Origin of the sequence: Steroidobacter flavus (assembly GCF_042651805.1) — a bacterium.
Taxonomy (GTDB): Bacteria; Pseudomonadota; Gammaproteobacteria; order Steroidobacterales; family Steroidobacteraceae; genus Steroidobacter; species Steroidobacter flavus.
This window is the reverse complement of the sequence record NZ_JBHSDU010000003.1, coordinates 3,452,210-3,473,150: the sequence shown is the minus strand read 5'-3', so window position 1 is coordinate 3,473,150 and position 20,941 is coordinate 3,452,210. Positions and strand designations below refer to the sequence as shown.

At 62.2% G+C, this 20,941-nt stretch carries 22 protein-coding genes; 8 read left to right on the top strand and 14 right to left on the bottom strand.

Annotated elements, in window-relative coordinates; genetic code table 11:
• The first annotated feature begins 48 nt into the window (after nt 1-48).
• On the top strand, nt 49-1,197 hold the full coding sequence (locus tag ACFPN2_RS20725; protein ID WP_380599960.1) for a fumarylacetoacetate hydrolase family protein: 1,149 nt from the start codon (nt 49-51) through the stop codon (nt 1,195-1,197).
• On the opposite strand, the gene ACFPN2_RS20720 is transcribed toward ACFPN2_RS20725, so the two are convergent.
• Both ACFPN2_RS20720 and ACFPN2_RS20715 read right to left on the bottom strand, forming a co-directional pair.
• Nucleotides 1,194-1,919, bottom strand: a complete 726-nt coding sequence (locus tag ACFPN2_RS20720; protein WP_380599958.1) for a DUF899 family protein — start codon at nt 1,917-1,919, stop codon at nt 1,194-1,196. The genes ACFPN2_RS20725 and ACFPN2_RS20720 overlap by 4 nt on opposite strands.
• Before the next feature lie 270 nt (nt 1,920-2,189).
• Entirely contained in the window at nt 2,190-2,804 is a 615-nt protein-coding gene (locus ACFPN2_RS20715; protein WP_380600194.1) for a glutathione S-transferase, read from the bottom strand.
• Nucleotides 2,805-2,938: 134 nt separating this feature from the next.
• Between ACFPN2_RS20715 and ACFPN2_RS20710 the strand changes: the two genes are divergently transcribed.
• The 3 genes from ACFPN2_RS20710 to ACFPN2_RS20700 all read left to right on the top strand — a co-directional run bounded on the left by ACFPN2_RS20710 (nt 2,939) and on the right by ACFPN2_RS20700 (nt 5,427).
• Nucleotides 2,939-3,412 carry an Lrp/AsnC family transcriptional regulator gene (locus ACFPN2_RS20710; RefSeq protein WP_380599956.1) on the top strand — a complete coding sequence of 158 codons (474 nt, stop codon included), beginning with the start codon at nt 2,939-2,941 and terminating at the stop codon, nt 3,410-3,412.
• A 68-nt stretch (nt 3,413-3,480) separates the two neighbouring features.
• Nucleotides 3,481-4,506, top strand: coding sequence for a pyridoxal-phosphate dependent enzyme (locus ACFPN2_RS20705; protein WP_380599954.1), 1,026 nt, complete (start codon nt 3,481-3,483; stop codon nt 4,504-4,506).
• A 54-nt stretch (nt 4,507-4,560) separates the two neighbouring features.
• Complete coding sequence (locus ACFPN2_RS20700; protein WP_380599952.1) at nt 4,561-5,427, top strand: SDR family oxidoreductase; 867 nt, start codon at nt 4,561-4,563, stop codon at nt 5,425-5,427.
• Here the strand turns inward: ACFPN2_RS20700 and ACFPN2_RS20695 are convergent.
• Genes ACFPN2_RS20695 through ACFPN2_RS20685 form a run of 3 tightly spaced genes read right to left on the bottom strand, consistent with a single transcriptional unit; the run spans nt 5,424 to nt 6,747 of the window.
• Nucleotides 5,424-6,014, bottom strand: a complete 591-nt coding sequence (locus ACFPN2_RS20695; RefSeq protein ID WP_380599950.1) for a DUF3618 domain-containing protein — start codon at nt 6,012-6,014, stop codon at nt 5,424-5,426. The genes ACFPN2_RS20700 and ACFPN2_RS20695 overlap by 4 nt on opposite strands.
• Entirely contained in the window at nt 6,011-6,403 is a 393-nt protein-coding gene (locus tag ACFPN2_RS20690; protein WP_380599948.1) for a phage holin family protein, read from the bottom strand. Before ACFPN2_RS20690 ends, ACFPN2_RS20695 begins: the two co-directional genes overlap by 4 nt.
• Nucleotides 6,400-6,747: a hypothetical protein gene (locus ACFPN2_RS20685; RefSeq protein ID WP_380599946.1), complete on the bottom strand. Its 348-nt coding sequence runs from the start codon at nt 6,745-6,747 to the stop codon at nt 6,400-6,402. Before ACFPN2_RS20685 ends, ACFPN2_RS20690 begins: the two co-directional genes overlap by 4 nt.
• A 682-nt stretch (nt 6,748-7,429) precedes the next feature.
• On the opposite strand from ACFPN2_RS20685, the gene ACFPN2_RS20680 reads away from it, so the two are divergent.
• Nucleotides 7,430-7,663 (top strand): hypothetical protein, encoded by a 234-nt coding sequence (locus ACFPN2_RS20680; RefSeq protein WP_129777032.1) that lies wholly within the window; start codon nt 7,430-7,432, stop codon nt 7,661-7,663.
• Nucleotides 7,664-7,863: 200 nt separating this feature from the next.
• Nucleotides 7,864-8,415: a hypothetical protein gene (locus ACFPN2_RS20675; RefSeq protein WP_380599944.1), complete on the top strand. Its 552-nt coding sequence runs from the start codon at nt 7,864-7,866 to the stop codon at nt 8,413-8,415.
• Nucleotides 8,416-8,472: 57 nt separating this feature from the next.
• Here ACFPN2_RS20675 and ACFPN2_RS20670 read toward each other — a convergent pair whose 3' ends face one another.
• Nucleotides 8,473-9,861 (bottom strand): peptide MFS transporter, encoded by a 1,389-nt coding sequence (locus ACFPN2_RS20670; protein ID WP_380599943.1) that lies wholly within the window; start codon nt 9,859-9,861, stop codon nt 8,473-8,475.
• A 216-nt stretch (nt 9,862-10,077) separates the two neighbouring features.
• Here ACFPN2_RS20670 and ACFPN2_RS20665 point away from each other — a divergent pair, with 216 nt between their 5' ends.
• The gene (locus tag ACFPN2_RS20665) at nt 10,078-11,067 is read left to right on the top strand and encodes a LysR substrate-binding domain-containing protein (RefSeq protein WP_380599941.1); all 990 of its coding nucleotides are present in this window, start codon (nt 10,078-10,080) and stop codon (nt 11,065-11,067) included.
• 20 nt (nt 11,068-11,087) lie between these two features.
• Here ACFPN2_RS20665 and ACFPN2_RS20660 read toward each other — a convergent pair whose 3' ends face one another.
• The 4 genes from ACFPN2_RS20660 to ACFPN2_RS20645 form a co-directional block, all read right to left on the bottom strand.
• On the bottom strand, nt 11,088-12,461 hold the full coding sequence (locus tag ACFPN2_RS20660; protein ID WP_380599939.1) for an aspartate aminotransferase family protein: 1,374 nt from the start codon (nt 12,459-12,461) through the stop codon (nt 11,088-11,090).
• An 86-nt stretch (nt 12,462-12,547) separates the two neighbouring features.
• Nucleotides 12,548-14,653: a TonB-dependent receptor gene (locus ACFPN2_RS20655; protein ID WP_380599937.1), complete on the bottom strand. Its 2,106-nt coding sequence runs from the start codon at nt 14,651-14,653 to the stop codon at nt 12,548-12,550.
• Between the two features lie 57 nt (nt 14,654-14,710).
• Entirely contained in the window at nt 14,711-15,883 is a 1,173-nt protein-coding gene (locus ACFPN2_RS20650; RefSeq protein ID WP_380599935.1) for a serine hydrolase domain-containing protein, read from the bottom strand.
• Between the two features lie 103 nt (nt 15,884-15,986).
• Nucleotides 15,987-17,348, bottom strand: coding sequence for a P1 family peptidase (locus ACFPN2_RS20645; protein ID WP_380599933.1), 1,362 nt, complete (start codon nt 17,346-17,348; stop codon nt 15,987-15,989).
• A 167-nt stretch (nt 17,349-17,515) separates the two neighbouring features.
• On the opposite strand from ACFPN2_RS20645, the gene ACFPN2_RS20640 reads away from it, so the two are divergent.
• Complete coding sequence (locus ACFPN2_RS20640) at nt 17,516-18,115, top strand: hypothetical protein (RefSeq protein WP_380599931.1); 600 nt, start codon at nt 17,516-17,518, stop codon at nt 18,113-18,115.
• Here the strand turns inward: ACFPN2_RS20640 and ACFPN2_RS20635 are convergent.
• The 4 genes from ACFPN2_RS20635 to ACFPN2_RS20620 all read right to left on the bottom strand — a co-directional run bounded on the left by ACFPN2_RS20635 (nt 18,112) and on the right by ACFPN2_RS20620 (nt 20,940).
• On the bottom strand, nt 18,112-19,491 hold the full coding sequence (locus ACFPN2_RS20635) for an FAD-containing oxidoreductase (protein ID WP_380599929.1): 1,380 nt from the start codon (nt 19,489-19,491) through the stop codon (nt 18,112-18,114). The two genes, ACFPN2_RS20640 and ACFPN2_RS20635, sit on opposite strands and share 4 nt — an antisense overlap.
• On the bottom strand, nt 19,488-19,949 hold the full coding sequence (locus tag ACFPN2_RS20630; RefSeq protein WP_380599927.1) for a DUF4126 domain-containing protein: 462 nt from the start codon (nt 19,947-19,949) through the stop codon (nt 19,488-19,490). Before ACFPN2_RS20630 ends, ACFPN2_RS20635 begins: the two co-directional genes overlap by 4 nt.
• Nucleotides 19,950-20,074: 125 nt before the next feature.
• Entirely contained in the window at nt 20,075-20,743 is a 669-nt protein-coding gene (locus tag ACFPN2_RS20625) for a class II aldolase/adducin family protein (RefSeq protein WP_380599925.1), read from the bottom strand.
• Complete coding sequence (locus ACFPN2_RS20620) at nt 20,740-20,940, bottom strand: tautomerase family protein (protein WP_380599923.1); 201 nt, start codon at nt 20,938-20,940, stop codon at nt 20,740-20,742. Before ACFPN2_RS20620 ends, ACFPN2_RS20625 begins: the two co-directional genes overlap by 4 nt.
• Nucleotide 20,941 lies beyond the last annotated feature (1 nt).

The window sequence follows — 20,941 nt, the reverse complement described above, 5'->3', positions numbered from 1 at the left end:
TCGTGATTATAATATATCAGTCCCTGAAGCTGCGCTAACGGAGGTCGCATGACCGCCCCTGCCCTGATTTCCGACCTGCCCCGCGACTGGCGCTCGGCCACCCTGGTCGGCCGACTGCAACTCCAAGACGGCCCGACCCCGGTCGTAATCACTGGCGGCCGGGTTCGCGACGTTTCGCGCCACGCCGCCACGGTCTCAGAACTCTTGAGCCAATGGCAAGGCAGCCCACCGGCCGGCGAAGACCTCGGTCCCTTGGAAGAATTATCGATCGACCGAGCTTACGAAAGGACCCCGGCAGTTCGACTGCTCGCCCCCTTCGATCTGCAATGTATCAAGGCCTGCGGCGTGACCTTCGCGATCTCGGCGGTCGAGCGCGTGATCGAGGAAAGAGCGCGAGGCAATGCGGATCAGGCTCATTCGATCCGTTCGGCGCTGAGTCAACGCGTCGGCGCGGATATTCGCTCGGTGCAGCCGGGCACCGATGCCGCCGCTCGTTTGAAAGCCGCGCTGATCGCCGACAACTTGTGGTCGCAATATCTGGAAGTGGCCATCGGCCCCGACGCCGAGGTGTTCACCAAGTCGCCGCTGCTGTCGTCCATGGGCTGGGGCGACTGGATCGGCATCCGGCCCGATTCGCATTGGAACAATCCCGAGCCGGAAATCGTGCTCGCCTGCGATCGCCGCGGCCGGACCTTGGGCGTGACGCTCGGCAACGATGTGAATTTGCGGGATATCGAAGGGCGCAGCGCGTTGCTGCTCGGCAAAGCCAAGGACAACACCGGCTCATGCGCCATCGGTCCGTTCATTCGAATGTTTGACGACACCTTCAGCATCGACGACGCGCGCAAAGCGGTCGTTTCACTCGAAGTGCTGGGTGAGGACAACTTCCAGCTGTATGGCGACAGCTCCATGTCGTTGATCAGTCGCGATCCGCTGGAGCTGGTGCGACAGACCCTCAGCTATCACGATTATCCGGACGGCTTCGCGCTGTTCCTCGGCACGATGTTCGCTCCGACGCAGGACCGCGACACGGTGGGCCGCGGCTTTACTCACAAGGTCGGCGACGTCGTGCGCGTCACCTCGCAGAAGCTCGGCACGCTGGTCAACAAAGTCACGACCTGCGACCGGGTCCCTCCCTGGACCTTCGGTGTCACAGACCTGATGCGCAACCTCGCATCGCGCAGGCTGCTGAGTTAGCGCGGATACTCGAGACTCGGGTACCAGTCGGCCTTGCGACCTTCCGGTGTGCAGTCGAGCACGGTCCAGATCGGCATGAGATCGGGCGCGCCGCGCGGGTCCTGGCCGGGGTCGGCTTGCTCGAAGCCCATCTCACCCGCCCAGAAGTGACGAATGACGCCGTCGCGCTTCGTGAATACATTGACCGCGGCGGTATCGGCGAACTCGGGCGTGTTGGCCAGATAGTCGACGCTGTATTCGCGGCTCGTGTCCGAGTAGAGCTTGAGATTGCGCCAGCCGCGCTCTTTCTTGAATGCAACCAGGCGCTCGATCGGCGACTGCGCAACGACCGCGAGCGCGATGTTCTGCTCGATGTCTTGTGCCTCGCCGTCCCATGAGCTGAGCAACGAAGTACACATCGGACACGGCCGGGCGCGCTCCGGTCCATACATATAGCTGTAAACAAGCAGCGTCTGCTTATCGCCGAACAAGTCGGCGAACGTCACCGGGCCGCGCTCGCTTTGGAACTGGTAGTTCTTTTTCACCTCGCCGCCCAGCGGCAGCGCACGGCGCATTTCCGCTACGCGCTCGATGTGACGGCGCAGCTCGATCTCCTCGGCAAGCAATGCGTTGCGCGCACGGCGGTATTCGGCGCTCTCATTCGGAAAGCTGATGTTGTTCCGGGCCGCGAGCTCGACGGCCGGAATCAGGGGAGTCGCTGTCTTTGTCTGTGCCTGGGCCATTAACGTCTCCTCGTCCTTCGCCACTATTGGCCCAAGGACGAGTGACCCGGCGCGGTTCCGACAGCGCAGGTTGGATATTTTTCGGAGGCCCTCAATCGCCGTGCGGCTCAATGCAAGCATGTCCCGGCCCTCAATCGCCGTACGGCTCAATGCAAGCATGTCCCGGCCCTCAATCGCCGTACTCAATGCAAGCATGTCCCGTTTGGACCGCACGACTGACTGTAAGGATGTCTTGTTTGAGCCGTACGGCGATTGAGGGCCTCCGGACGCTCAGTCGTGCGTCTGACCCCACAGCGGGGTCGCGAGCATGGAGCCGCGCTTGCTGAATTCATCGAACCAGCGTGTCAGCCGCGGCCGGTGCCGAAAGGTCGGCAACTCGCGAAATTCCAGCCAGCTCAAGGCAGTGGCCAGCGCGATATGACCGATGTCGACGACCCCTTCGATATCGAATTCACGTTCCAGCCAGTCATAGCTGGCGAGCAATTTCTCCACATAGCCGTCGCGCAACGCCGGATAGCGCAGTTCCTTCGGCCGACGCTGCGTCTCCCAACGGATCGCGATGCCGGCGTCGGCCAGGCCCTGCGCCATCGCCTGCACTTGTAACGCACGCCAACGCGCCTCGCCTTCGGCCGGAATCAGCTTCGGGCCCGCATGTAACGTGTCGAGGTAGGCGCAGATCACGTCCGAATCGAATATCGCAGGCAACCCCGGCCGCAGCAGCACCGGCACCTTGCCGAGCGGATTGGCTGCAAACACGGCTTCATTCCGCCGTAGCGGACTGGTTTCGTGATGAATGACTTCGACCGCCCCGGCGAGCCCGGCCTCATGGGCAAACACCAGCACCTTGCGGGCATAGGGGGAATGAGTTTGATACAACAGTTGCAGGGGCGCGTTCATTGACAGGTTCACCGCGATAGTCACGTGGGCTACGATGGTAGAAGTGCAACAGCGCGCATCGGCCGCGATTCCATTACGCTCGCTGCGGTTTTTCCGCGCTCTCCATCGCTTTCTGAACCGACATGGATCTGGATCGCTTCGACCGTCAGCTTCTCAATCTGGTCCAGCAGGACTCCGCGCAAACTGCAGAGCAATTGGCAGAGCACGTCGGCCTGTCGCCTTCCGCCATTCAGCGGCGCTTGAAACGAATGCGCGAGCAAGGCGTCATTACGCGTGACGCTGCGATCGTCGATCCGCGCTCGGTCGGGCGGCCGACTTATTTTGTCGTGTCGCTGGAGATCGAGCGTGAGCGGCCGGAATTGCTGGCCCAGCTGCGTGAATGGCTGACGAAGCGCAGCGAGATTCAACAGGCTTTTTATGTCACCGGCGAGACCGACTACGTGATCATCGTCACCGCGCGCGACACCGAAAGCTTCGACGCGATGATGTCGCAGCTGGTCCAGGAGAATCCGAACGTGCGCCGGTTCACCACCAACGTCGTGCTGAACCTGGTCAAACAAGGCCTGGCCATCCCGGTGCCTTTGGACGACAGATAGCGGTTTAACTGCAAAGTTGCCGTCCTTATTGCGGCGGCCCGCTGCGAAGCCTCGTCCATACTCGTGGCATGCAAGACCTGAAAGCACTCTGGGCGCTGCTTTGGCCGGACGCCCGCCCCACGCCGTTACTCGAACTGCCCGCGCTCGCTCAGTTGGCCGGCGTCGGCCGGGTGTTCGTCAAAGTCGAGGGTGAACGGCCGCTCGGCAGTTTCAAAGCGCTCGGTGGAATGATTGCAGGCATTCGTGCGCTGGCGAGCGCCAGCGGTGTGGCCGATCCACGCGAACTCTTCTCCGGATCGCCACGAACCCTGCCTCGATTGATCTGTGCGAGCGAAGGCAACCACGGTTTGTCCGTGGCGGCCGCTGCAAACAAAGCCGGCACCAGGGCCACCGTGTTCCTACCCCGAGACGTCAGTGCCGCTCGCGCGGCTCGCATCCAAGCGTTCGGAACGGAGCTCGTTCATATCAACGGAACTTACGATGCCGCCGTGCTCGCCGCTGAAGCGGCGGCAGAGCGAGGCGAAGGATTATTGATCTCAGACACTTCCAGCGATGAGGACAGCCCCGTCGTCAACGACGTGATGGCGGGCTATGGATTGTTGGCGGACGAGCTCATCGACCAGTTTCGGGAAAGGTCACTCGAACGACCGACCCATTTGTTTGTGCAAGCCGGTGTCGGCGGATTGGCCGCGGCCATGGTCGAAGGCCTGCAACCGTTGCTTCGCGGGCCGAGCAAGTCTCTAGTCGTTGAGCCAGACGCCGCGCCCTGTGTCGCACAGGCATTGCGAGCCGGCAAACCCACGCTCATCAAAGGCAATCTGCACACTGCTGCTTCGATGCTCGCTTGTGGCATGGCCTCAGCTCCGGCGCTGCGAATCCTGCAACGGTACTCTGCGAGCTCTGTCGTCGTTTCAGATACTCAGCTGCTCGCCGCTACAGCTGAACTGCAAAGCGCCGGCGGGCCTGCGACCACCGCCTCCGGCGCGACCGGTCTTTCCGGCCTGCTCCGCGTCGCCTCTCGCCCGGAGCTGCGCTGGTTACATCAGCTCAACTACGAGAGCGTCGTCCTCCTGATCGCCACCGAGCGCGCGTAAAATCCGGCCGTGACACCCGGGAACTTTGCATGACGCCGCTCTCTTGTTTCGGGCATGAGCAAGCGCAAAGAGTTTCCCAAGCCGCCCTTCCCCAAACAGGCGCAGTCCCTGCCCGGTTCGAGCAAGGCGATGAACCCCGAGCCCGACTACGGCGAGGACAGCTACCAGGGTGCGAATCGACTGACGGATAAAAAGGCGCTGATCACCGGTGCCGATTCGGGCATCGGTCGCGCCGTCGCGCTCGCCTTCGCACGCGAAGGCGCCGACGTCGTCGTGAGTTATCTCAACGAGCATGAAGATGCGCGTGAGACGCAGCGGCTGGTCGAATCAGCCGGTCGCAAATGCGCGTTGATACCGGGCGACATCGCGCAAGCCGAACATTGCCGGACGCTGGTGAAAAAAGCGGTCGAGACGCTTGGCCACATCGACATTCTGGTCAACAACGCCGCCCATCAAATGACGTTCGATGCCTTGGAAAAAATCCCCGATGAGGAATGGGACAAGACGCTCGCGACCAATCTTTCGGCGATGTTCTATATCACCAAGGCCGCGATGCCGCACCTGAAGGAAGGCGCCAGTATCATCAATACTGCATCGATCAACGCCGATGTTCCCAACCCGACGTTGCTGGCCTATGCGACCACCAAAGGCGCGATCCAGAATTTCACCGCCGGCCTCGCGCAGCTGCTCGCCGAAAAAGGCATTCGAGCAAACACCGTCGCACCCGGACCGGTGTGGACACCGCTGATCCCGGCCTCCATGGAAGCGGACAAAGTTCGGGAGTTTGGCGCGAAATATCCAATGAAACGGCCGGCGCAGCCCTGTGAGCTGGCACCGGTGTACGTGATGCTCGCCAGTGACGAGAGCAGTTATGTTTCTGGCGCGACCGTCGCAGTCACTGGCGGCAAGCCACTGCTTTAATGATGCACAGGCGCGGAGCCGCGCAGCTCGTTAGCGCGACGCTCCAATGACGCGGCCACCGCCTGGCGCAGATCGTCATATTCGCGGCGACCGGCTAGTTTCGCGCGGGCTATCGCCTCGTCATGAACCGGTCCAACCCATTTATTCTCATAACGACTCATCGGTAACACAGCGCCGATCAGTGCGCCCGCAGCGAGTGCCAGAGCGCCGAGCGTGAACGGTTGCTCATGCATCGCGCGATCCAATCGCGACCGGGCGTAGCGCGTGCGCCTGCGGATGGCACGCACCGGTACATAATCACGGGCAGCCCAACGATCCTCGGAGCGCGAACGCATCAACGTGCCCGCCCACCAAATCAAACCGGCCACGGTCAACAACACCGGCCCGGGATTTCTACGCATCGATGCTCCGGCCTCGCGCAACAGCTCCGGCCCCCGGTCGCGGACAAAATCGACGGAGCGGTCGACGAGCTCGCCGGACGAGAATATGCGACCGATCTCATCCAATGTGCGATCCAGGTCGGCGCGGATCTGCTCGCCCCGGCGCTCGAGATCTTCGGCGCTGCGCTTGTCAGTCGTGGCGTTCATGATGTCCTCCGCGCGACCACCGTCGCATCTTTGTGTAACGATTCCTGAGTTCGATCGAACTGTTCGCCGAGGTGGGCCCATTTACGCCGGCCAGCTTTCAACAGCATCCAGCCGGCCGCCAGCAGCACGATGCTGACAATCAACGCCGCCAGCCACGGCCGCATCACTTCGGAAAGTGCCAGCACCAACGTAGCCACCAGGGTCAAGGCACCGGCGAACAGCACGCCGGCGGCAATGGCGAACGGCGCGATGCTCAGCTTTACATCGCGCATGGCGCCGCGGGCCTCGGCCCTGGCCAGCGCAATCTCGTTTCTTGCCAGGGCCCGCGCCTCATCCATCAATCGTGAGAGCAAGCCCGCGAGCGAGCCCGTCTCCGACGCCGATGTCATAACCGACGTCCTTCGATATCCGTGGATTTCATGAAGCGAGCGACCGCGACGCCGAGCGCGGCGCTGCCCAGTAGAAACATTCCAGGATGGCGCATCGCCAGCACCCGGGTGCGGCGATATAAATCCTCGAAGCTTTCCTCGCGCAGATGCATTGCGAGGTCACCGACGCCGTCGGCTATTTTTGCCGCATAACTGGCCAGCATGGGCTGTGTTTCATCGAGCTGCGCGCCGGCGCGATCGATGGCGTCCGCGATCTCGGAGATTTGCTCGGCCGCGGCGCGTTTGCCGCGTTCCATCGTATCTCTGCCGCCCTGCTTCAGCCGCTGTTTGAGATCCTGGCTCATGCGCCGCTCCCGCTGGAAAATCGCGACCCGACGATTCTCAATCGCGCGCATGCGGGAAGGTTCCGGCGTACGACAGCCGACCGTTGCTTCACCATCTGCGTATCCGGCGTGCGGCGACGCGCACGCCGCGACGGCGCGCGTGATCTACTTACACCCCGACCTCCGGCGGTGGTAATCGCGCACGCTACGCACCAATTCCGCAGGATTGCGTAGTCATTTTGTAATTTTCGAGCGGCCCCGGCCTCGTTCCGATTCGTTGCGCGGGGCGCTTTGGATGGGCGGCTCGCGACATTCCTTTTGCTTTTTTACCGGATCAGCGCTCATTTCCGGTCGATATAAATTCGTTTAGATGCTTGCCCTGCAGGGAATATTTCGGTAGTAGCACGTACGTGACAGATACATTTGTCGGCCTCGTATATATAAATGCCTGACGTTTATTTGGTACGATAGCGCCGTTCCGTTCCAAACATGGTCATATCGAACATTGATAATCCGTGCCCTTCGCCCAGATTGTGACTTTTTGTAACTGACCCCCTAGTAGAGAACGGACCCAAGTTTCATAAGCGACCGTCGATGTCAAGCCGATGTAACTGCATCGGCTCGACGAATTCAGATGAGTTCACGACCGCGGAACTCGTCGCGACGGCCGCGGATTCAAGCGGCGTTACCCAGAGGACTAACCATGGCAACTAAAGCAAAACGTTCGAAGACTCCTGCTAAGAAGAAGAGCTCCAAGGCCACTTCCCGCGTTCGTTGGACGAGTCAGAATGACCGCGAAATGAAGGCGCTGATCAAGGAACAGACTCCGGCTCGCGCCATCGCGACCAAGCTGAAGCGCACCGAGGCGGCCGTCCGCCAGCGCATCCATAAGCTCGGCCTGTCGCTGCGCTCGTCGAAGAAGAAAGCCCGCAAGTAATTCGGGTTTCATGCGCTGCCAGCGCTGGCTTGCCACGCTGGCGGCTGCATGATTACAAACCTTTAATATTTCTCCCGGCACATTCGCCGGATTGCCGGCCGGTCGTTTGACCGCTGCCGCGGTCGCGCCTATAGTCGCGGCCATGATCCGAATCAGCAAACGCAAACAGCAACAACCGCGCTTCATTGCGGCGGTTGCGTGTGCGTGCGTTCGGACTTTCTAGGGCCCTTTCCGGCCCCAAAACCCAACCAAACATCCGCAACCCCGCCATCCGGCGGGGCTTCGTCGAGCTTCGCTGGTCTCACACCATCAGGAGCTTGACCATGACACCTCTCTTCAGTGACGCCGACATCGAGCGCATCGCGCTGGGCGTGATCGAACGGACGTTGCCTAAACCGGAGTGGACACACGCGGCCCATTTCGCCGCGGCCTTTTGGGTATTGCGCCGGCCTGGCATGAACGCGGAAGCCGATATGCCTAAATTGATCCGCGCCTACAACCTCTCAACCGGCGTGGCGAACACCGATTCGAGCGGTTATCACGAGACGATCACGCTCGCTTCGCTGCGAGCCGCGCGGGCCTGGCTGAAAGGACGGCCGGAAACGCCGCTGCACACAGCGCTGGATGAGCTGCTGGCGAGCCGTTACGGGCGATCCGACTGGTTGCTCGAATACTGGTCGAAGCCAGTGTTGTTCTCGGTGATGGCACGGCGCGCGTGGATCGATCCCGATCTCAAGCCGTTCCCGTTCTGATTATCTGGTCAAAAGTGGCCGAGGCCCTTTTGACACGCCCGGCAAAAGGCGTGACTTTTACCGGGCTACCTCCAACTCCAGGACACGGACAAACATCGGCCGCAGCAGCAGAATGCTCAGCGAGCCGGCGACCGCGACCAGCACATGAAGCATCCAGAACATCGTCGGACCCAATGGCTCATAGAAGCGCGCCAGCCAGCCGCTTGCGATGCCGCCGACGAACAGGCCGAGATAGTAGGAGCCGACCATCATGGCGTTCACCGCCGGCGGCGCTGCGCGCGACACCAGCGCGAGCGCAATCGGGGCTACATACAAGTACGAAGCGGCGCAAATGAAATGGAACACGACCGGCCACCACACCGGCACGCGCCCGGCGCCGGCCAGCCATTGTCCAGCGCTCAACAAGAAACACGCGACGGCAAAGAAGCCGCAGCCGAGCGCGATTTTTCCTAGATCGCTGGGCTCGGCCGCGCGTTCCGCCTGACGACGCCACACCAGCATCACCAGCGGTGCGAACAACAGCACGGTGAGGGAATCGAGCGCCTGGAACCAGGTCACCGGTAACGTCCAGCCGAACGGCAGCGAACGATCGACGTGATCGCGCAACCACACCGGATAGGTGTTCCAAACCTGGGTCTGCACCGTCCAGAACAGCGCGGTGATCGCGAGCAGCACCAATATCACAATGACTTTGCGCAGATCGCCCGCTTGCATGCGCGGGCGGTCGTGAACCTTCTCGCCACGCGGCCCGTCGGCGGGCAAATATTTCGCACCGGAAAGATAAATGACGATACCGACCAACATCCCGATGCCGGCGGCCCCGAATCCGTAGTGCCAGCCGTAGAACTCACCCAACGTGCCACACACCAGCGGCGCGATGAACGCACCGACGTTGATAGCCGTGCAGTAGGCGGTATAGGCGCTATCGCGGCGACGATCGTCCTTGGCGTACAGCGCGCCCACCTGGGCGGCGAGATTTCCTTTCAACAAGCCCGAGCCCACGATCAGTGCGGCCAGCGCCGGCAGAAACGCCGCTTCGAACGCCATCAGGAAGTGACCGACCGCCATGGCCGCCGCGCCGAGCAGGACCGCGCGGCGTCTTCCCATAATGTGGTCGCCGAGCAGCCCCCCGAAAATGGGCATGAAATAAACCAGGCCGATATACAGCCCGAAAATCTGCGCCGCGAGCGCTTGAGTGGACAACGTGCCGAACACCGCCTCGATGGCGCCGCGCAGGCCGGCGAACCCGGCCACCTGCTCGATCACACCGGGTTGCAGCAGATATCCCGACATGTACAGCACCAGCAGTGCCTGCATGCCGTAAAAGGAAAACCGTTCCCAGGCTTCGGTGAAGGCGATATACGCCAGGCCGCGCGGATGGCCGAAAAATTCGGCGCTGGCGGCCGGGGCCGCGACGGGCGATGAGGCTTCGGCGATAGTATTCAACGGCACCCCTCGCGATGGGAATCAGGACTCGCAGAATTTACCGATGTTGTCAGCGGAGCGTTCCGGGTTAGAAGTGCCAAAGCCACCCCGCTTGGTGCCGTTTTCGCACCGGCCGTGACACAATCCGGGCGAATTTCAGTGAATTATTTATAGTCTTCCTCCCCTCCGGGGAGGAAGCTGTGGACCTGAGAGCAGAAAAGGGCCGAGTTTATTTTGATGAGCGAGGAAAAAATCGCACACCCGCCGGCGGCCAGCCTGCCCTCGCGCAAGGCGCTGCCCCCTTTCGAAGCATTGCGGGCATTCGACGCCGTCGCGCGCCTCGGTGGCGTCCGCAAAGCCGCCCAATATTTGTGTCGCGACCATGCCGTCGTCAGCCGGCACCTGCGCGCCATCGAAGACTGGACCGGCACGAAGCTCATTCAGCGAACGCCCGGCGGCGCGGTGCTGACTGAGGACGGCATCCGATATCACAAGCAAATCGCCAGCGCGATCGACACGATCGCCGGCGCCACCGTCGATCTGATGAAACGCGGCGACGATCATCGCCTGCATATCCGCTGCATGCCCGGCTTCGCCTTGCACTGGCTGTCGAGCCGTCTCGGCGAGTTCGAAAAGGCCAATCCGGGCATCGATATCGAAGTACGCCCGCTCGACCGCCTGCCGGATGTGCTCGCCCATCACACGGACGTCGAGATCCGATTGGTCGCGCCATATGCGGATCGCGTCGAGCTCGCCGCGGAATTGCGCAGCTCAGAAATCGTTCACACGCCGGTGCTGGCCGTGGCCAATCGTGACTATCTGGCCCGCTCGGCCCCGATTAACGAGCCGCGCGACTTGCTGACCCATCAGCTGTTGCATGAAGAGAACTTCAACCGCTGGCGCAATTGGCTGAGCTTCCACGGCATCCACGAGGATGTGGAGCTGAGCGGCACGCGGCTGTGGCAGGGGCATCTCACATTGGACGCGGCCCGGCACGGCCGCGGCATTTCGCTGACGAATTATGTGATCGTGGCGGACGATCTGGCCAGCGGCCGACTGGTCGATGTCGGCGAGGGCAAGCCCGCGTTTCAGCCGCTGGCAGTGGGTATTTACTACTTTATCGCGCGCGAGAAGCGCTGGGATTCGCCGGTGATCCGCAAGTTCCGGCAATGGATGATCGCGACCATCCAGAAACAGCACCCGCATTTAAAAGCGGGCACGGCCTGAGCCGCGCCCGTAAGTGGGCGTTACCCTAACCCAAACTTTTTAGCCGTCTCGTCGAGCGCTTTGCGAGCCTTCTCGGTCAGCTCATCGACCTGCGCCTTGGTGATGATCAGCGGCGGGCTGAGCACCATCGACTGATACACCGCGCGCATGATCAGGCCGTTGTTGGCGGCCACGTCGCGGCAGAAATTGGCCGCGTCGTCCTGCGTCGTGAAAATTTCGCGAGTCGGCTTGTGCTTCACCAGCTGAATCGCCGCGATCAGACCGACGCCGCGAATCTCGCCGACGATGGGATGCGACGCCGCCAGCTCCTGCAGGCTCTTGCGGAAGTACGGCGCAATCTCTTCCCGTACGCGCTCGACCAGCCCCTCCGACCGCATCAATTGAATGTTCGCAATCGCCACAGCGCACGACGCCGGGTGACCCGAGTACGTGTAGCCGTGCGCGAGCGCGCCGCCTTCGTTGATTTCTTTCCAGATGCGATCGTGAATGGCGACGCCGGCGATCGGCAGATAGCCCGACGACAGGCCCTTCGCCATCGGCATCAGATCCGGATCGATGCCGTAAGTCTGCGAGCCGAACCACTGACCGGTACGACCGAAGCCGCAGATGACTTCATCGGCGACCACCAGCACGTCGTACTTGCGGCAGATCCGCTGAATCTCCGCCCAATAGCCCGGCGGCGGCTCATACACGCCGCCCGCGCCCTGCACCGGCTCGCCGATGAAGGCCGCGACATTGTCGGCGCCCAGCTCGAGAATCTTCTCTTCGAGCAGACGCGCCATCTTGAGGCCGTACTCCTCGAGCGTCAGCCCAGCGCCCTGCGTGTAGTAGTGCGGATGAGCGATGTGCGCGAACTCAGGCAGCAACTGCCCGTCGAGCGCATGCATGTGAGACATGCCACCGAGGCTCACCGCCGCGAGCGTGCTGCCGTGATAACCCAGGTTGCGTGCGATGAACGTGCGCTTGGTCGGCTTGCCCTTCACGCGCCAGTAGTGACGCGCCAGACGAATGACGGTGTCGTTCGCCTCCGAGCCCGAGTTCGTATAGAAGAAATGTTTCAGGCTCGGCGGCGTCACCTCCGCCAGTACTTTGCCCAGCTCGATCTGCGACGGCGTCGAGGTCTGGAAGAAGCTGTTGTAGTACGGCAGCGTCTGCAGCTGCTGAGTCGCCGCGTCCACCAGCTCCTTGCGACCGTAGCCGACGTTGACACACCACAGGCCCGCCATGCCGTCGAGAATCTTGTTGCCGTCGCTGTCCCACACGTACGCGCCCTCGGCCCGTGTGATGACCCGCACGCCCTTGCCGGCCAGCGCCTTCTGATCGGTGAAGGGATGGACGTGGTGAGCCACGTCCAACGCCCGATAATCCTGAGTGCTACGAAACGTCTGCGCCATTGCCTTCTCTCTAGCTCGAAAGGGGCCGATGGCCGCTTTCAGAAAAACTCAACGTCGCGGGGGCCGAAGGCCCCCAGCGACTCGGGTCAGAACTGATACCCGACCTTGATGCCCAGCTCACGCGGCCGCGTGCGATTGGCGTTGGTCCAGTTGTGATACGGATCGATCCACTTGTTCTGGTTGGTCAGATTGGTGCCGAACAGCTCGATGCTGGCCTGACCGATCTTCATGCCCAGACGCGCCGCCAGCAACGCAATGTCATCCGAGTACTGCGGGGTGTTTTCTCGCGGAAAGGCGGTCAGATCGATGTAGCTGACCTTGTCGCGATAGCTGTAATCGACGCGGAAGAAGCCCGGCAGCGTCGCGCCCCAATCGAAGTCATAGTTCGCGCCCAGGGTGTAGCTGAGCTCCGGCACGTAATCGATCGGGTCGCCCGCGAGGTTGGTGGTATTGCCGATCGCGTTCACCTCGGTGACTTCGCTGTCCAGATAGGTCGCCGTAGTATTCAACGTCAGCCGATCGATCGGACGGAACGTCAAGCCCACTTCGACGCCTTTCACTTCCGCCTTGCCGATGTTGCTGATGAGCTGGCTGGTCTCGCGGGTCGCCGGATCGAACACCAGGCCACGACGCAACATGTCCTTGTAGTCGCTGTAGAACACCGCGACTTCGTACGCGAACACGCCGCCGCCCAGCACGCCCTTGCTGCCCAGCTCATAGCTGACCAACGACTCCGGCTCGAAGTTCGACGCCTCGCCGCGATTGAAGCCGCCGCTGCGGAAGCCGGTGCCCACGCTCGCGTAGACATTGATGTTGTCGGTCGCCTTGAACGACGCATAAACGCGCGGATCGACCGAGTCGAACGAGTCCTTCTCGACGAAGGTCTCGCCGTCCCAGTTTTCCTGGTCGTCCTCGAAGTAACGCACACCGCCGCCGATTTCCCAACGGTCCGCGAAGCGGAAGGAGATGTCGGCGAACAGGGCATAGGACTGGTACGTGTCGCGGTCGTAGTACGGATCGTTGACGGTGTAATCCTCGGTCGTGGGATCGCCATCGACGTACAGCGTGTCGAACAGCGAGAACAGCGACGTGCTGAGCGAGCGGTAATAGCCGCCAACGGTGTAATTGAAGAAGTTGTCGCCCGAGGAGCTGACGCGGAGCTCCTGCGTGAACTGATGCGCACGCGTGCGACGAGCGTCGGTGCCTTCCAGCGCGCCCTGGTAGATCGTCTCCGACCCGCCGATATACGAGGCCGGATAATGATGATTGTGATCGATGTACGTGCTGGAGCTGAGCAGCTCGGCGGAGCCCAGGTCGTACTTCACATCCAGGTTGTACAAGTCGTACTTGAACTCCTTCGGCACCAGCCGACGCGCGCGATCGACCGCGACCGTCACCGTGCGATCCGGCTGTTCATAGCCCAGGCCGAGCTCGCTCTCGTTGCGATGGATCATGACCATGGCCTCCACCGACAACGCATCGGTCGGCTTCCACAGCGCCTTGGTGCGCACGATGCGCAGATCCTGATTGTTGCCGTCCTTGATGCCGGCTTGAGGCTGATCCTGCCAGCCACCGCCTTCCTCGGCATGAGCGGCGATGCGAATACCGAACTTGTCGGTGACGATGGGTGCGTTCAACACGCCGGTGATCACTTCACGCGAATCGCCGCCGCTGATGAAAGATTCCTGCGCTTCGATGGATCCGCCGTACGCGCTCAGATCCGGTGACTTAGTGATGTAACGCAAAGCGCCGGCCACCGTGCCCTGACCGTACAACGTGCCCTGCGGGCCCTTCAGCACTTCGACGCGCTCCAGATCGATCGGGCGCACATCCAGCTGGTCGTAGCCAGTCAGCGTGACCGGCGCTTCGTCGAGATACACACCGACCAGAGCGTCGTTACCGTACTGGTTGCTCAAGCCGCGCATGAAGATCTGATAGCTGCCAGGACCATCTTCGCGCAACGCCATGCCGGGCACCGCGAAGGCGATGTCCTGAACATTCGTCAAACCCTTTTGTGCAATCTCTTCACCGCCGAGCGCGGTGATTGCCACCGGCACGTCGACCAGGCGCTGCTCGCGCTTCTGCGCGGTCACGATCACCTCTTCGACGACCAGCTCCTGCGCCATTGTGCTGACCGAGGTAGTTGCTCCTACCACCGCCAGTGCTGTGATGTACTTCATTCGCGTTGCCATGTTGCCTCCCAAACTTTGATCCCCGGGGTTGAGCCGTTGTGTTAGTTGTACGGTTCGCTACTTCAGCGCAGCCACCGCGCTGTTGAAAAAATCGTTGTCGGGAATCGCCTCAGCGCCTTTCGGTTTGGAGCGGGCGCTCAATACTGCCACGATCACCTGCTCGCGCGGGTTGATGTAGATGTATTGCCCGAAGATGCCGCGAGCGCTGAATGCGCCGTCGGCGAACGATCCGTTGGGTCGTGCGACCGGCCACCACATGTAGCCGTAGTCGACGCGTGCGTTGCCGACCTGACGAGGCTGCGTGGCTTCGGCGATCCAGCCTTCAGGCAACACGCGCTCGTTGCCGATGACACCATCGTTCGCCATGAACAAGCCGAAGCGCGCGTAGTCGCGCAGCGTCGCGTTGATGCCGCTGCCTGCCACTTCCAGTCCGCCGGCCGCTTCGAGCCACCACGTGGCGTCCGCCTGCATGCCGACCTTCGACCAGATCTTTTCTGACAAATAATCCGCGCACCATGTGCCAGTCGCGGCACGCACGAGCGCGCCGACGACATGCGTCTCGCCGGTGCTGTAGTTCCAAACGGAGCCCGGTGCGGCGACCCGCGGCTGGCTCGCCAGAAACTTCATGATCGCGCCGGGCTGCTGAGCGATCTGCAGCTCGAGCATGCGACGACGCTCGGAGGCCGCATCGGTGTGCGTATCGTCCCAATGCACGCCCGACGTCATTTGCAACAGATGACGAATCGACACGCCCTCGTAACTCGTGCCGCGCAACTCGGGCAGATAACGAGTGAGCTGTTCATCGACGCCACCGATGAGCTTGTCTTGAATCGCGGCACCGACGAGCGTGGTGCTCACCGACTTCGCCATCGACATGGAAATCCAGCGCGTGTTGACGTCGGTGCCCAGATCGTAATGTTCGAACGCGATCCGGCCGCGCTTCAGCAACAGCAGGCCAGCGACACGATTGCGAGAGATATAGTCGGGCAGGTCGTACTCCGCGCCTCTGGAATGCACGACCATGTCTTGCAGCTGAATGTCGGCGCGCGGCAGCTCGTGAACAGCACCGCCTCGGGCGATGGTGCGAGTCGCGAACTCCCACTGCGTATCGCGAAACAAGCGCAGCTGGGCGTCGGGGAGCAGCTTGCCCGCGTAGGCATCGCGGGCCTGGCTGGCGGCGACCTGAGGTTGGTCCGCACGTCGGCTGCGGACTTCGGCGTCGCGATGCAAGGTGAAAATTCCTGAATAACAGCGGTGACGCTGTTATATCGCCAGCCTCCCGACGCGCACAGTTGCCAATGCCGACCGCGTCGGTGAGCTGCGATCACCAGGGTTACTTCACCCCGATCTGCTCCCAGTGACCCGGGTTCAGAATCAACTTGCCGTCGGCAAAACGAACGTTGAGGGGATAACGGCCCGGCACCGTGAAGTCACCTTGCGCAACGGGCTGCAACTCCACCGCCGCCGCCTTCTTGATCGCGAACGCGTCGCGAGCACCGGTCGCTTGCGCAACGAGCTTGCCGCCTTCCGCAGAGACCCGCACGGTGACGATATCGCTGAATTTGTAATCGCCCGCGTACTTCTGCAGATCGGCGGCGGCGACTTTGAAGCGTTTGTTGGGCTGGAACGCCTTGGGTTGCTCGGGCACCGACGAAAGAATCGCATCCCACATCACTTCGCCCGCAATGACGCCGAGGTCCACGGACGCGAGCGCGCCCGGTGTCTTGTCATCCACTTCGCCCGTGGAGATTGCGTAGAGCACGTCGCCGTCATATTCGGTCGCGAACGGCTGCAGGCCGCGCGCCATCGACGTGTGCACTTGAACCGCAATCCGCTGTAACAACGCCGGGTCCAAGGTCTGATTCACGACGATCAGGCTGACGGTGGTATTGCGTGCCGCTTCTTTCGGCGGCTGCCAACCCGGCTTGCGACTGTCGGGCATGCCCGCGAGCAGATCGGTGGGGCGCAACGGTTGCGGCCAGTTCGCGCCCGGATTGCACGCGACCACTTTGCCGTCGCGATCCGTCACCACACCGAACGCATTCACCACGGTGAACGCGGCGATCTTCACCGGACCGACCTGACGATACGCGCCGCCCTGACCGGAGTGGACGTTACAACCGAAGAACTGACCGGTGCGCGCCGAGCGCCCCGCACCTTGAGCACCGAGAGGAAACACACCGGGCTGCGCGGCACGCAGCGCTGCCTGCGCCAGTCGCTTGTCCGGATAGATCTCGTTCAAACGGCGATCGCCGAAGTCATAAATGATCGCGCCCACGGACAAAGAAATATTGTCCCAGTTGCCGCTGCGGACGCCGTCATCCTTCAGCGCCGTGGCCGCCGCCGTCGTCGACTCGAGGCCGTACCAGGAGCCGCCCGAGAACACCACGGTGTCCACTTCGGGCACGTTGTAACCCAGACGCAGATAGTCGGTGTTCACGGTACCGGGGCCGCCACCACGAACATCCACCGCGGCCAGCACACGTCGCGCGAAGCGAAACACGGTGACGCCAGTCGGTCCTTCGGCATATTCGCCGGTGCCGATCGTGACCATGGGCCAGTCGAACGCGAGCTTCTTGTCGCCGGCGTTGATCAGCGGCTGCAACGAGTCCTGCGAGGCGGTTTCGGCCGACCAGGCGGTGGCAGTGACGGCGGCCAACAGCAGGGCCGTCAGGGTTTGGCGCAACGTTCGCATCGAGTGCAGCTCCGGGCATTTAATACTGGAGCCATTGAAACACAGGCGGAAACGACCCGGGCGATGCCATCAATGACGCCGTTGGTGCCCTGAGGACACCCCCAACGGATCAGGGTGTGCTGGAGTTCTCGGCGCGCCGTTATGCTCAGCATTAGTGTTCCGAAGTCATGAGCAATCGCAGCCGCTCCGTCACCGCTCCAACCAACGCATCGTCCCGCCCGACAGGCAGTCTCCTGGTATTCGCGGCGATAACCCTGATCGATGGCCTCTGGCTGGGCATGCAGGGAAGGCCCGGCGGGTACATCGTCCTGAATGAGTCGTCGCTTGCCCTGACGGCCATCGGCCTCGGTTTGTGCATGGTCGTACCGTTCTGGTTCCGGGCCCGGCGCGCTTTCGGCCGCTCACACCGCAATCGGTGGGCACGCTTCTCGGCGGTACTGCTCGCTGCCCTGGGCTTACCTCTGTCGTCATACCTGGGTATGCGCGCGGCGAATATCCACCTCGACAACCACGAGCCGCGTGTCTACGAACTGCGCGATGTTCGTGCCGGTGTGAAAGACGGGCACTTTGTGTTGCGCACCTCGAACTGGCCCGCCGATGTATTCCAGCCGGACGAGCTACGTCTCACCGATGCGCAAGTGATAAGCGTGGCACTGGCCGCCGAGAAAACAGCGATCTTGCGCGTCCGCCCTGGCGCGTTGGGTTACGCATGGATTCAGGATCTGACGTTCCCGCCGCCTCCGAAACAGCCCGGTTGGCGCGACTAGCTCGTCGGCTGCATATCGCCGAGCACGGTGGGGATCAGCTCGGACACGGTGGGGTGAATCGGCACCGCCTGTTGCAGCTTCATGTAGGGCACATCGGCATTCATGATATCGATGAGGCCGTGAATGGCCTCGTCGCCGCCGACGCCGAGGATCGATGCGCCCAGAATGCGCTTGGAGCGGGCGTCGGCGATGACTTTCATGAAGCCCTGGGTCTCGCCCTTCTCGATGGCCCTTCCGACCTTGCTCATCGGTCGTGTGCCGATCAGCAATTTTCTGCCGCTGGCCCGGGCTTGAGTTTCCGTCATGCCGACGCGGCCGAGCGGCGGATCGATGTATAGCGCATAAGCCGGGATGCGCTGGCCGACGCGTCGGTCCTCGCCGTCGAGCAGATTCGCCGCGACGATCTCGAAATCGTTGTACGCGGTATGGGTGAACGCGCCCCGACCGTTGCAATCCCCGAGCGCGAACACGCCCGGGACGTTTGTTTGTAAATGATCGTCGACTTTGATGTAGCCACGCGCGTCGACATCGATGCCCGCGCGGTCGAGGCCCAGATCGTTTGTATTCGGCACGCGACCGACGGCCAGGAGCACGTGGCTGCCGACAACCGAGGGCGCACCTTGAGTGCAACTGACGTGCACTTCGACACCTTCGGCATGCGGCGCGAGGCTGATACATTCAGCATGAGTACGAAGCGCGATGTCTTCATTCTTCAGGATCTCGGCTATCGCGAGCGACACATCTTCGTCCTCGCGACCGATCAGCCGCGGGCTCTGCTCGACGATCGTTACTTTCGCGCCGAAGCGCCGGAACATCTGCGCGAATTCCAGCCCGATATAACTACCGCCCACCACGACCAGATGCTCGGGCACAAAGTCCACCTGCAACATCGTGGTGTTGGTGAGAAACGGCACAGTGTTCACGCCCGGCATGTTCGGCACGTTCGCGCGCCCGCCGACGTTGATAAATATGTTTGGCGCCGTCAGGGTCTGTTCACCGACCCGGACTATGTTCGAAGATTCGAACTGCGCCTGACCTTCGATGACCGTGCAGCCGGCCATCGACTTCAGCCAGCTTTCCAATCCCGTGCGTGCATTCAGCGTCACTTGCGCCGCCCGCGCCTGCACGCGTTTCATATCAATACTGATAGGCGCGTTCGTGACGACGCCGTAGTCGGCCGCTCGCCTCGCAAGGTGCGCGGCGTATGCGCTCGCGACCATTGTTTTGGTCGGCATGCAGCCGGTGTTGACGCACGTCCCACCAAATAACTTGCGCTCGATCAGCGCGACCTTCCGTCCCGCCTGCGTCAACCGCCCCGTCAGCGACGGCCCCGCCTGGCCGGCTCCGATGACGATGGCGTCGAAGTTCTGTGTCATGGCAACGCCAACACAATAAGAATCGCCCCGCCGATGGCCACGGCATCCTCGATCAACGCGGCCGGCCGGTCTTTTCCAAACGCCGCCGCCAGCTTTCCTCTAGCCGCCGCGCCGCCCAGCGTACCAATGATTGCTCCGATGATGCCGACAATCGCGCCGACCCAGAGCGACCCGGCCGCGACACCGATGGCGCCGCCGGTGAGCGCGCCCATGAGAATACGCGTGCCGAATTGGACGGGAACTTCGCGACTGGGGGTCGTGGGAAGCTGGTCAGTGATCAGCTCACCGAGGGCCAGCACCAGGAAAATCCACGGCGTCCAGCGATAGCCCAGAAAGGCGAGAAAGGTACCGCTCAGGTTGAGCAGCCCGTAATGAGCCGCGAAGGCTATGCCCGCCGGCGCCGTCATGGCGCGCAAGCCCGCAACGATGCCAATCAGCAGAGCAAGGAAATACACCATGTCATCCCTCGTCACGCCTTGTTGTGATTGACACCATCCTAAACTAACAAGACGCCGCCGGAAGAGGGATGGCAGCAGAAAGGCACGAAGATACCAGCCGGTGCCCCTGCCGGGGCGCCCGACGTCTATTTGTCATTCGCGGTGAGGTAGTCCCACATCCGCTCGAGAATCCGCCCCGACCAGGTCGCTCTCTGCTTCGCGTCCTGCTCAGTCAACAGGCCCTCGTCCGCCAACCCGGCCGCGAGGCAATCGAGCTCTACCCGCGCCGCATCCTCGAGATACCAAGTGAGTACCACCGCGACCTCGATGGACTCGCCGACGATCACGGCGCCGTTACCACGCATCAGAATCGCTCGCTGGTGGCCAAGCGCTTCCGCGAACTTCCGAGCCTGCGCGTCGTCACGTAATAGTTGCGGGTCATCCCACAGCACCGGCGCCGGATAGAAATAACTCCCAAATCCATGTCTTGGCCTCGGCACGCGGCGCATCGCGCCGAGGCTCATCACTTTCGGCGGCATGCAACGAACGATGGCATTCACGTCCGGCCGCAAGCGATAAATCTCACGATGCGCTCTCACCTCGCCCAGCACGCCTTCCGGCAGCGGACCATCGAGCGACACTTCATGACAAGCATCGTCCTCCGTCACCAGCCCCAACGGCTTCGACGGCGACACTCGAAACGTCGTCGCCGACGTTCGCACACTGCAATGACCGTACGCATGCAACAGCCCGTGGCGCGACAACGCCCACCCGGCCGTGCGGATCAGACGATCGATGGCTGCAACGTCGCTCATGAGCCGGGCGGCTTCGCCACCGGCATCGACTTACCCCCGACGAACCACTCGCCTTCCGCATATTCCTGCAGCAGGACCCGGATCGTCTCAGGCTTGGCCTGCAACGTCTGACTGACGGTTTCAGTGATCTTCGCCGCCAGCTCCGCTTTGAGCTCGGGCGAGCGACCCGCCAGGATGTTGACTTGAATGATCGGCATG